Annotated in this window: 12 protein-coding genes; 7 read left to right on the top strand and 5 right to left on the bottom strand. The window is 41.6% G+C overall.

Annotated elements, in window-relative coordinates:
• The first annotated feature begins 98 nt into the window (after window positions 1–98).
• The 3 genes from H8A87_RS06095 to H8A87_RS06085 all read left to right on the top strand — a co-directional run bounded on the left by H8A87_RS06095 (window position 99) and on the right by H8A87_RS06085 (window position 2,457).
• Entirely contained in the window at window positions 99–1,355 is a 1,257-nt protein-coding gene (locus H8A87_RS06095) for a NupC/NupG family nucleoside CNT transporter (protein ID WP_198689097.1), read from the top strand.
• A gap of 127 nt (window positions 1,356–1,482) precedes the next feature.
• Entirely contained in the window at window positions 1,483–1,911 is a 429-nt protein-coding gene (locus tag H8A87_RS06090; RefSeq protein WP_198689096.1) for a universal stress protein, read from the top strand.
• A gap of 108 nt (window positions 1,912–2,019) precedes the next feature.
• The gene (locus H8A87_RS06085; RefSeq protein ID WP_198689095.1) at window positions 2,020–2,457 is read left to right on the top strand and encodes a universal stress protein; all 438 of its coding nucleotides are present in this window, start codon (window positions 2,020–2,022) and stop codon (window positions 2,455–2,457) included.
• Between the two features lie 185 nt (window positions 2,458–2,642).
• Here the strand turns inward: H8A87_RS06085 and H8A87_RS06080 are convergent, their stop codons facing one another.
• The gene (locus tag H8A87_RS06080; RefSeq protein WP_198689094.1) at window positions 2,643–2,825 is read right to left on the bottom strand and encodes a hypothetical protein; all 183 of its coding nucleotides are present in this window, start codon (window positions 2,823–2,825) and stop codon (window positions 2,643–2,645) included.
• A 277-nt stretch (window positions 2,826–3,102) separates the two neighbouring features.
• Between H8A87_RS06080 and H8A87_RS06075 the strand changes: the two genes are divergently transcribed.
• Complete coding sequence (locus H8A87_RS06075; protein ID WP_198689093.1) at window positions 3,103–4,107, top strand: endonuclease; 1,005 nt, start codon at window positions 3,103–3,105, stop codon at window positions 4,105–4,107.
• Window positions 4,108–4,461: 354 nt separating this feature from the next.
• Window positions 4,462–5,328, top strand: coding sequence for a hypothetical protein (locus tag H8A87_RS06070; RefSeq protein ID WP_198689092.1), 867 nt, complete (start codon window positions 4,462–4,464; stop codon window positions 5,326–5,328).
• A 161-nt stretch (window positions 5,329–5,489) separates the two neighbouring features.
• Here the strand turns inward: H8A87_RS06070 and H8A87_RS06065 are convergent, their stop codons facing one another.
• From H8A87_RS06065 to H8A87_RS06050, 4 genes are all read right to left on the bottom strand, one after another.
• A complete protein-coding gene (locus H8A87_RS06065; protein WP_198689091.1) occupies window positions 5,490–6,746 on the bottom strand; it encodes an ATP-binding protein in 1,257 nt (418 codons plus the stop codon).
• A gap of 66 nt (window positions 6,747–6,812) precedes the next feature.
• The gene (locus H8A87_RS06060) at window positions 6,813–6,971 is read right to left on the bottom strand and encodes a DUF2474 domain-containing protein (protein ID WP_198689090.1); all 159 of its coding nucleotides are present in this window, start codon (window positions 6,969–6,971) and stop codon (window positions 6,813–6,815) included.
• Window positions 6,952–7,959 (bottom strand): cytochrome d ubiquinol oxidase subunit II, encoded by a 1,008-nt coding sequence (cydB, locus tag H8A87_RS06055; protein ID WP_198689089.1) that lies wholly within the window; start codon window positions 7,957–7,959, stop codon window positions 6,952–6,954. The genes H8A87_RS06060 and cydB overlap by 20 nt, the downstream gene beginning before the upstream one ends.
• Window positions 7,949–9,298, bottom strand: a complete 1,350-nt coding sequence (locus tag H8A87_RS06050; RefSeq protein ID WP_198689088.1) for a cytochrome ubiquinol oxidase subunit I — start codon at window positions 9,296–9,298, stop codon at window positions 7,949–7,951. The genes cydB and H8A87_RS06050 overlap by 11 nt, the downstream gene beginning before the upstream one ends.
• A 140-nt stretch (window positions 9,299–9,438) precedes the next feature.
• Here H8A87_RS06050 and H8A87_RS06045 point away from each other — a divergent pair, with 140 nt between their 5' ends.
• Window positions 9,439–10,860 (top strand): aminotransferase-like domain-containing protein, encoded by a 1,422-nt coding sequence (locus H8A87_RS06045; RefSeq protein ID WP_198689087.1) that lies wholly within the window; start codon window positions 9,439–9,441, stop codon window positions 10,858–10,860.
• A gap of 126 nt (window positions 10,861–10,986) precedes the next feature.
• A complete protein-coding gene (locus tag H8A87_RS06040) occupies window positions 10,987–11,556 on the top strand; it encodes a HutD/Ves family protein (protein ID WP_198689086.1) in 570 nt (189 codons plus the stop codon).
• Window positions 11,557–11,665 lie beyond the last annotated feature (109 nt).

Raw genomic sequence — 11,665 nt, 5'->3', positions numbered from 1 at the left:
TTTATCCAAAGTCATAATATAATAATGCCGGCCTGAAACAATACAGGGGAATACCCCTTGGGGATTTTCGGCCGGTTAAAAATAATGGGAATATAATCATGGATATTTTACGCAGCTTACTGGGTGTGGTAATACTGCTTTTGATTGGCTATCTATTTTCTATTAATAAAAAAAGAATTCGTTTACGGACTGTGGGGGCTGCATTATTGCTTCAAATAAGCCTTGGTGCGATTATGCTTTATATTCCTGCGGGAAAATGGCTGATTAATAACATGGCCAGTGGCGTCAATAGCGTTATTGCTTACAGCTCATCAGGAAGTTCATTTATCTTTGGTAGTTTGGTTGGCCCCAAAATGAATGAATTGTTTGACGGTGCTGGGTTTATTTTCGCATTTCAGGTATTGCCCGCCATTATTTTCATAACTTCATTGATATCTATTCTTTACTATCTTGGCATCATGAAATGGGTCATCAATATCTTGGGATACGCGTTCCAGAAATCGATGAAAATTAGCAAAGTAGAAGCCTTTGCAGCGGTAACAACTATCTTTTTGGGACAAAATGAACTTCCTGCGGTTTTAAAACCTTTTGTCAATAAGATGAACCGCAATGAGCTTTTCACCGTGATGTGCAGTGGCATGGCCTCCATTGCAGGGTCGATGCTGGTCGGATATGCCGGATTAGGTGTTCCGGTAGAGTATCTTCTGGCTGCGTCATTGATGGCAATTCCGGGAGGCATTTTGTTTGCCCGTTTGTTAAGCCCGGCGACGGAGCCTTCACAAGTTCAATTTGAGTATATTTCATTCAGCGAAAAACGTCCTGCCAGCATTATTGAAGCTGCTGCGGGGGGCGCTATGCTGGGATTGAAAATCGCTGTAGGTGTAGCAACAGTAGTAATGACTTTTGTTGCTTTGATAGCGTTAATCAATGGTTTTATTGGTGGAATCGGTGGGTTGTTTGGTCTGAAAGAAGTCAGTTTGGAAAGCCTGCTGGGTTATCTTTTTTCACCTTTAGCCTACATTATGGGAGTTAGCTGGGAACATGCTGATTTGGCTGGAAGTTTGATTGGGCAAAAGTTGGCAATTAACGAATTCGTGGCTTATGTGAATTTTTCTCCTTATTTAGACGATCCCGCAGTAATTTTAGATACTAAAACAATCGCGGTCATCTCGTTCGCTCTTTGTGGTTTTGCTAACTTTGGCTCGATTGCGGTTATAGTCGGGGCATTCATAACGGTAGTTCCTGAACGAACATCAGACATTGCACGGCTTGGCATTAGGGCATTGTTGGCAGCGACTTTGTCCAACCTGATGAGTGCAACGATTGCGGGGTTGTTTATGAGTTTATCAGGTTAGTCCCTATCTATGAACTTGGATAGGCGCTAACATGTTTAGGTGTTAGATAACTCACAGTAAGTTGCCCGAATTTCAATATAATAAAGAAATCAGGATAACTGGGTATTTCAGTAATAGGAGCGTGCATATGTACAACACTATTTTAGTACCAGTAGATATTTCAGAAGAAGATCTAACCAATAAGGCAATTGATTGCGCGCTTAAGATCGCCAGAGAAACAGGGGCTAAATTACATTTTCTACATGTATTACCTATTTCATCGGCGATTATTAATGCTTATGCATTAGGTTATATGGAAATTAAAGACAAGGCGACTATCAAGGCGGAGCAAGACTTGAAAGTGCTAGTTGATTCCATTGACTTACCGAATGATCACCTCTCCTATTCAATCGCGTTTGGTTCACCAAGAGACGAAATCACTTCTACGGCGGATGAAATTGAAGCTGATTTGATCGTCATTGGTTCAAGGCGGCCTAACATTACCACACACTTATTGGGATCCAACTCTTCTGGGGTTGTAAGATACGCAAAAACATCTGTATTAGTAGTGCGATAACGATTGCCGTTGGGAATGACGGATTAATGATAGTGATAGGTTTTTTGTGACGGTATTACGGTTGATACTCAATAGCTAGCGGTTATATCCGATTACAGGGGAGTATGTATGTATAACACGATTTTAGTTCCAATTGATATTTCAGAAGACGAATTAACTGACAATGCAATTAAACATGCAGAGTATTTGGCAAAAATATCTAATGCAAACATTCACCTGTTTCACTCAGTGCCAGATATATCAAGATTTTCAGTGAGCTATAGCTATCACTATGATTTACTGAGTGCTTTTGCTAAAAAAGCAATTGCGAATTCTGAAGAGGAACTTAAGAAAGTCGTAGAAAGAATTGATTTACCTAAAGACAGAATATCGCTCTCTGTTGCCTTTGGCTCTCCACGAGACAAAGTACTGTCTACAGCCCGTGAGATTGGTGCAGATTTGATTATTGTCGGCTCACGTCGGCCTGATATTTCAACTCATTTACTGGGTTCAAATGCGTCGGGTATTGTAGGATATGCCAATATTTCTGTTTTGGTTGTGCGATAACTGACTTTATTTGGTTTAATTTGATCATCATTTCTAAAAACCGTGCAAAAAATGGCACGGTTATTTTTTGAAAGTTTTACTTCTATCTATTCGAATAATTTATAAGTTTTTATTAAAATTTTTCTGTTTTCTGCATGAGGGGAACGTCCATTTTGGTCATTGAGTGAGTACAGAGAGAATTTTGGTTAATCAGAAAACGAATTTAGTGTAATATCTAACTGATTTTTACCAGCAATAATAACCTGAATCTGTGAATTATTCTCTGAACTGTGAGTAGTAATGACAGTCACGTCTTCATTCCCTGAATATTTCTTTACAACTTCCAGCAACTCTTGCTCAAGTTGTTCGATTTTAGTGCTAATAGTCATTTATCCTAATAAATTCAATTGAATATTTCAAAATTGATTTAATATTACCCAAATAAATAGTGTTCAATAGTTTAATAAGCGTGATGTTTTAGTGTTTAACATCCCAATAAAATGAGCTATTTCGTGCATTAAGTCATATTAATATTAATTAATTCAAATAATGAATTGTTTCCATCGCTATCGTTAAAAAACTCGACGAATAATATTTGTCATTGCAGGGTGTTATCAGGCAGGATAATAGATGGACATTATGCACAATAAGTAAATAGGTATTATTTTGAATAGTAAAATTGGCCTGTGGGCCCGTTATCTTTTGGTTTTCGGACTAACCATATCTTTTAATGCATGGAGTGCTCCAACCAGTTTTGAGCAAGCTAAAGTTGAGTCAAGAAAAAATGTCTATGAAGGGCAAACCAAATCAGGCATAGGAACACTGTATTGCGGCTGTGATTGGCAGTGGGTTGGAAAAAGCGGTGGGCGTGTTGATTTGGCTTCTTGTGGCTATCATGTAAGGTCACAGCAAACAAGGGCAGAACGCACTGAATGGGAACATATGGTGCCGGCTTGGGTATTTGGGCATCAACGTCAATGTTGGCAAAATGGTGGGCGAAAGAACTGCGTTGATACTGATCCGGTATTTCGCATGATGGAGTCGGATATGCATAACTTGGCTCCTGCGATTGGTGAGGTGAATGGTGATCGCAGTAATTTCGGTTACGGAATGGTTGCCAGAAACACACCTAATATGTATGGAGCATGCAGCAGCAAGGTGGATTTTAAATCACGTTTGTTTGAGCCGCGCGATAGAGTAAAAGGCATGGTCGCCCGAGTCTACTTTTATATGCATGACCGTTATAATTTGGCTATGTCACGCCAACAGCAACAACTGATGATGTCTTGGGATCGCCAGTATCCAGTGGATGCTTGGGAGCGTGAAAGAGATCATCGGATTGCCCGGATCATGGGACACCATAATCCATTTGTGACCGGCAGCCAGAAGTGGGCGCTGGGGCACAAAAATTCAGGTCAAGGATTAGTGGCGCAAGGTAGTAAGCCAAAACAGAATAATCTGCATGCTGGAAACAATCAGGCACCGAGTCAAAAAGCCACATCAAAAACGGCGCCAAATGGCATGATTAAAGGAAATAAAAATAGTCAGATTTATCATTTTACACACTGCTCTAGCTATAAGACGGTGTCAGATAAAAATGCCATTTATTTTCGCTCAGAAGCAGAAGCCAAAAAAGCAGGATATCATTTGGCGGGTAACTGTAAAAAATAATGGGGAAAGCAGAATTGTTGGCTTATAGCTGATATTCAATAGATCTCAAATTGCAGCGCGGTCGCAAAGTAACAAACCCCCAGTTAACTATATGGCTGGGGGGACATGATTTTGCTTTTACTGATGACTCGATGCACGTCGGGATGTTCTGCACTTGCCGCTTCATGAAAGATATATTAGTAAGCTACATCTATGCTGCCAATCCGCATAATGTCCTTTACGGTAAAATTAAGCATCTTCAATGATTACTGGTATATGGTTTATTTCTGAGTAAGATATTTTTACACCATAAAAATTACCATGTTATTTGTTTTAAGTTTATTTAATAGTTCAATTTTTATTGAGGGTATAAACATGAACCAAAATGAAAAAAGAGCATTAGAATTGCAAAGAAAATATTGGGATAAATACAGAGAAGAGGTGCGTAGACGTTGGAACGAAAGAGCCGTAGATAGAATGATGGAGCAAGGAAGTGCCTCACGGATGTATGGATTTCAAGTGAATATACATGATCGCATGCGCAAAAATATAGGTAAGTTAGTGGAGGAGGTAGGTCAACTTTCAAATGAGGAGAAACAATTTGCAGATGTTTTTATGAAAAAAGACTTTTTCATTGTCCATGCAAGTGATGCTCATCTGACAGATAACGCTGAAAGGAATTTGGTTATTTATTCAAGAGTTTGTCTTCAGGAGAAAGGTATTGAATTTCCATCTCATCATTCCTCGGTGCTGGATATAGGAAGACTCGGTAATGACGATTATGTGTTTTTTTCATTGGAAGTCGGTAATACTTTGCAAAAACCGTGGAGTCTATTCGGAAAAGATTTCTATCGCATCGCCTATAAGAAGGAGAATATGGCACTTCGTCATTCCTCAATGGTGCTGGTTGATCAACTTCAACCTGGGCCTCCGAATAGTAGAATGATTAAAAATATTAGTAAAAGGGCACATGACTGCTTGAAATTAAGGGTTTTCATGGAATATAGCATTTGTTTTTCAGGTATTGATGATTGTCTCCGAGGTCTCCTTTACTCAATTATTCTTGAAATAAGAAATTTAACAAGATCGCTGGAAGGGGATGCAAAAGTGCTTTTATCTGCGCGTAGTGATGATGAAATAAACCGGATTATCAATGGATTATTCCGCCCAGAGGTTAGAGTACCAAGAATGATTGGTATTACCAGAGGTGATTATCAAACAATAATGTGGAGAAAAAATTAATAAAATAAATTTTGTGAACAATGAATTTCAGATTGTAATATAACGACAAAAAGCAACTCACCAGTCAAATTTCTAATTATTGGAGTCGAACTTTTTAATGATGAAATTTATGAAGATAAGAGTTATATTTATGTCATATTAAAAATTTATAAATGTAACTCTTACTTTTTGATTCCATGAAGTTTATCCGCTTGTAGCGGAAACTGAATTTCAATTTCTGTACCGCTTTTCCTGCGTTTTTTAATTTTCATCTGGCCTGAAATCAAAGAGACGCGTTCCCGCATAATTGCCAGCCCGAATTGTTCTTGTTCCGTTAATGTCTGGGGCATACCACGACCATTGTCGCTAATAACGGTAATGATTTTTTTTCCAACAGGGTAAATGCGAATGCTGATCCAGCTTGCGGAGGCATGTTTATAACAATTATTTAAGGCCTCCCGAATAATCTGCACCAAATGCCGACCGTGACCAATAGGAATAATTTGATGGGTTATCCGGTAATGAAATTCAATATTGAATCCTAGCCGATGATTGAACTCTTTGATCAGGGCTTTCAATGACTCATGTAAATCATGATGGTTCTTCTCTGTTCGCAGTGAAACCAGCATGTCTCTAAATTGCTGACCTGCGATATCGAGCTCTTCCTTGATCATTCTCAAGGAGATTAATCCTTGTCGCGAGAATTTATCCGTGCGGAAGTGCAGACTATTAATCTGAATTTTCAGGAATAGGAATGATTGCGCTACTGTATCGTGCAGCTCTCTGGAAATGGTTTTTCGATCATCACTGATGCTCTGTTTAATTTGCTGGCGCACTGTATTCTTGGTTGACAGATGTTTTGCGAGTGCATCGGCGACGGATTGAATCATATTTCGTTCATAAACTGACAGGACTTGATCCTGATGAATGAGGATTTGAATCATACCGTGAAAAGTATGCTTGTCATATAAATCCCATTTCAGCTTCCGTGGAAGATGAGGAACTAAGGTATTATCTGGATACTCAAAATGGTATTTCCTTTGTGGATGATAAAGCATGATTCTGACTTCATTAAAAGGAACTAATTGATTAAGTCGGTAAAATACCATATGAAAATTATCAGATAGTGAGGTATTAAGATTAAGTTGAGAATGAACGGATATGAGAAAACGCAGGTACTGTTTTTCTTGTTTCAAAATCGTTACTTTTCTCTGCTCCTTTGTAGAAAACAATGTTATGCGGAACGAAATTATGCTCGCTCTATGAAGTAAGAAAAATAAACAGATAATATTTAAAACGTTAAAGGTTGCCCAGAGTTTATCAATCAATGTGAGTGGGGTATTGAATCCCAGAAACAGAAGCACAAACAAATTGATAGCGATAGCCGTACCACACAACCAGCCTGTTGCTGTCACTGGATTGTCAGAGAAGGTTTTCATCAGTTAAACAATCCTCTTGTTGTCCTGATCAAAACCTTAGCTCAATTAATTAAAAAAGGTTAGTTATCACTGAATTTTCATCCCAGCCGTTGTCATTAAGGCGCGAAACAGCGTGGATACGGCGTATAACGCCAGTACACTGCAAAGCCAAATTGTTACCATCCAGCCTAATCGTTTCCATAGCGAAGGGGGTTGTGGATTTGTTTCAGTGATAGCCTTGTTCATGGGTAATTTTTCCTCGGAAGACATAATAACTCCAAAAGGTATAAGTCAAAATGATCGGGATGATGAACAGTGCGCCAACCAGCATAAAGCCCAATGATTGAGGCGGGGAAGCGGCTTCTTCATAGCTAATAAAAGGGGGAATGATGTTTGGCCAAATGCTGATCCCCAATCCACTGAATCCCATGAAAATCAGTAACAGTGCTGTCAGAAATGGGGTGTAATGGTTTGAGTTTTGGTTAGCTTTCAATAGACGCCAGCTTGACCACAATACCAGTAATGGGACGGGCATGAAGAAAAACAGGTTTGGCAGGCTGAACCAGCGTTCAGCAATCGTTGAATGCGAGAGTGGTGTCCAAATACTGATAATGGCAATGATCGTTAGCATCAGCAGCGCCAGGGGTCGCAGAACGCGATACATCTGTTGTTGCAGATGACCTTCGGTCTTCATCACCAGCCAGCCACATCCCAATAAGGCGTAAGCGATGACGAGGCCAAGCCCACAAAATAGAGGGAAAGGAGCCAGCCAATCAAAATAACTACCGGTATAGACACGATTTTCGACAGGAAAACCTTCAATAACTGCTCCAACGACCGTACCTTGCATAAAAGTGGCAAGTATTGAACCAACAATGAAAGCCTTATCCCAGAGATGTTGATGTTTTGGTGCGGCTTTGAAACGAAATTCAAAAGCGACTCCACGGAATATCAGGCCTAATAGCATGATAGTTAGCGGGATTGTCAGTGCATCTAGAATCACGGCATAAGCCAGTGGAAACGCACCAAATAACCCAGCTCCTCCCAGCACCAGCCAAGTTTCATTACCATCCCAGACGGGAGCGACAGAATTCATCATTAAATCACGATCGGATTGTTCCTTAACCACCGGATACAAAATGCCGATGCCGAGGTCAAAACCATCCATCACGATATACATCATGGTGCTGAATACGATGATCAGAAACCAAATGAGGGGAAGATCAATGCCCATTTGCTAACTCCTTATTTGGGTCTTGATGGAGGCCTTTACGGATAAGTTTCATCATATAGGCGTAACCGACGCCGAAAACGGCTGCGTAGACGACAAAGAAAATCAGCAGACTGATACTCATGTGGATATCGCCATGTGCTGATACCGCATCTTTGGTGCGCATCAGGCCATAAACGACCCACGGCTGGCGGCCGATTTCTGTGGTGAACCAACCGGCCAGAATCGCAATAAGGCCAGAAGGTGCCATCAAGAGTATAAAGCGGAGAAAGAGCCGATTTTCATATAGGCGTTTTTTATGACGCAGCCACAGCCCCCAGATTCCGGCCCCAATCATCAAAATCCCCAGCCCCACCATGACCCGAAATGACCAGAACACCATAAAGACATTTGGGCGATCTTCCGGCGCAAATTCTTTCAGTGCCGGAACTTGTTTATCCAGACTGTGTGTCAGAATCAGGCTGGCAAGGTATGGGATTTTGACGGTATAACGCGTTTCCTCAGCTTCTTGATTGGGAATGCCAAACAGAATCAATGGCGTGGCTTCACCGAGATGATTTTCCCAATGACCTTCCATTGCGGCAACTTTAGCAGGCTGGTATTTCAACGTATTTATCCCGTGCATATCGCCAATCATGGCTTGTAACGGCGCAATGATCAGGATCATCCACATTGCCATTGACAGCATTTTCCGTATGGCTGATGAATCATTGCCTTTTAGCAGATGCCAGGCGGCGGAAGCAGCAATAAAAAATGCCGAGGCGAGGAATGCCGCAGTGCCCATATGCAGTAGACGATAAGGAAAGGAAGGATTGAAAATCACCGCCAGCCAGTCAACGGGAACAACTTGATTATTAATAATTTCATGACCTTGTGGCGTTTGCATCCAACTATTGGAGGCCAATATCCAGAATGTTGAAATAATCGTTCCGAGAGCTACCATGCAGGTAGCAAAAAAGTGTAGTCTTTCGCCAACCCGATGCCAGCCAAACAACATGACGCCAAGAAATCCAGCCTCAAGGAAAAACGCCGTCAGTACCTCATAAACCAGCAGAGGACCTGTGATAGAACCAGCAAAATCAGAGAAGAAGCTCCAGTTGGTGCCGAACTGATAGGCCATCACCAAGCCAGAAACTACTCCCATACCGAAATTAACTGCGAAAATTTTTGACCAGAAGTGGTATAACGTTTTGTAGTCCGTATTGCGTGTTTTAAGCCATAAGCCTTCCAATACCGCTAGAAAGCTGGCTAAGCCTATCGTGATAGCGGGGAAGATGATGTGAAAAGAAACCGTAAATGCAAATTGTATCCTTGCAAGTTCAAGGGCATTTAACCCGAACATAGTGACCTCTTATTGAAATCTATTAGGTATATGGGGAAACGAAGCTAGAAGGTGCTGACAAGTAAAACATAGAGATTTAAGGTATAATAGTTACAATTTTTTATTTATTGGCTATAACAGTTTGAGCGAAGGCCAGGCATATGACGCGTTACGAACAATTGGCTGGAATGATCCGCCAACAGATAGAAGATGATATTTGGCAGGTTGGTGACCGATTGCCATCACTGCGGGAGTCGGTGAAATCGTCGGGTTTGAGCTTGATGACTGTGCTGCAAGCCTACCAATTGTTGGAAAGCCAGGGGTGGATAGTAGCTCGTCCTCAATCAGGATATTATGTTGCAACCCGATTAAAACCCTTTGCGGCGGCAAAAGGAGGAAAGGGGCTGAATTTAAGTGAAAGTGTGGAGATTAGCGCTTCTATCTTCGATGTTTTGCAGGCGTGCAAAGATCCGCAGATTATTCCTTTCGGCTCGGCATTTCCTGATTTTTCTTTGCTGGTAGAACCCAAATTGTCAAAAATACTGGCTTCTGTCGCCCGCCGCTTCGTTCCACACAGTTCTCTGTCCAATTTGCCGCCAGGTAATGTAAAGTTACGGCGTAACATATCCCGTCGCTATGCTTTACACGGTATCCACGTTTCACCAGATGAAATTGTCATTACTGCGGGGGCAATGGAATCATTAAGTTTCAGTCTGCAATCCGTAACTTCACCGGGTGATTGGGTGGTGATTGAGTCCCCCGCTTTTTATGGGGCATTACAGGCGATAGAGCGATTACGCTTGAAAGCCATCGCCATTAAAACAGATCCGCATACAGGCATTGATTTGGATGCACTGGAAGAGATTGTGCAGAAATATCCGATAAAAGCCTGTTGGTTGATGTCGCGTTTCCAAAACCCACTGTGCAGCACAATGCCTCCTGAAAATAAACAGCGGTTGGTGGAGATTTTGAATCAGAACCAGATAGCCCTGATTGAAGATGACGTATATGGAGAATTGTATTTCGAACAAGAGCCTCCAGCGCCAATAAAAGCATGGGATAAAGAGAATAATTTCATGCACTGCTCATCATTTTCAAAATGTCTGGCACCCGGCTATCGAGTGGGTTGGGTGGCAGCGGGAAAACATGCGAAGAAAATCCAACAATTACAGATGATGAGCACGGTGTCTGCCAGTACACCAACACAACTGGCGATTGCGGATTATTTGGCCCTAGGGGGGTATGACAATCACCTGCGGCGGTTACGACGCCAGTTAGAACAACGACAAAGCCAGATGTTACGGGCAATTGGTGAGTATTTTCCTCAATCGGTGAAAGTGAACAGTGCCCGTGGTGGTTATTTTCTCTGGTTAGAGTTTGAACCACCTTTCAATACCAATCGGCTGTATCAACTGGCATTGGCCAAGAATATCAGCATTGCGCCGGGTAGCATGTTTTCCACCAGTTCCCAGTTTGATCATGCTTTCCGTCTGAATACTTCGTTTGTATGGAACGAAACGCAGGCTTCGGCAATGAAAAATTTGGGAAATATATGTCACACACTTTTAAGGGAATGCGGGTAATCAATCACACTTCAACTATCTCGATATTGTCGTAGGAAGAATTATTTGCGAATGTTTCCGTTAACAATTCGATATTAATCATCTTTTGGCGCTGTATACAGAATATAAAAGTGGTGAGGGAGTGGCATGAAAATGAAATGTTTCGATTATGCAACGTTACCAAGAGAACAATGGTCTGAAGGGAAAGGCGAAACAAGGGACATTGTTTGCTGGCCAGTTTCTGATGATTTCGCCTGGCGAGCTTGTTTTACGACCATTCATCAAAGTGGGGTATTGGGTCAGTTTCCTGATATTGAACGCTCAATTGTCTTATTGAAAGGAAAAGGAGTCCGCTTGACCAGTCCGGGTTTTTTGGAGCACGAACTGGTGAAAAAGATGACACCAGTTCATTTCTCAGGTGATATTCGGGGACACGCTGAATTGCTTGATGGCCCCGTTCAGTGTTTCAATATTATGACTCGTCGTTCGTGTTGGGCTACCGAGATCTCGGTAGTTTCTGATGAACGTTTACTGCCGACATCGCACAGTGGTGTGCTTTATGTTTTAAAAGGCCGTTGGGAAATGACTGGGGCGAACTGTGCCCAGCTTGCTTTTGGCCAAGGAGCATGGTGGTTGCCGGATATACGGGAAGGAGTAATTAAGCCATTGGTTGCGGATAGCCAGTTATTGTGGGTTGATTTACGTCCTGTTGGGTAAATTGGATATCCGGTTATCTTCTAAGAGCACCTTTGTTGGTTGCGTTCACTCATCCCCCAGTCACATAGTTATCTATGTTCTGGGGATTTGCTCCTTTGTTGCCGGATAT

The sequence above is a fragment of the Xenorhabdus lircayensis genome (assembly GCF_016306625.1).
In the GTDB taxonomy this organism is placed as follows: domain Bacteria; phylum Pseudomonadota; class Gammaproteobacteria; order Enterobacterales; family Enterobacteriaceae; genus Xenorhabdus; species Xenorhabdus lircayensis.
Note: the sequence above shows the minus strand (reverse complement) of the source record. Positions and strands in the feature narration are given on the sequence as shown.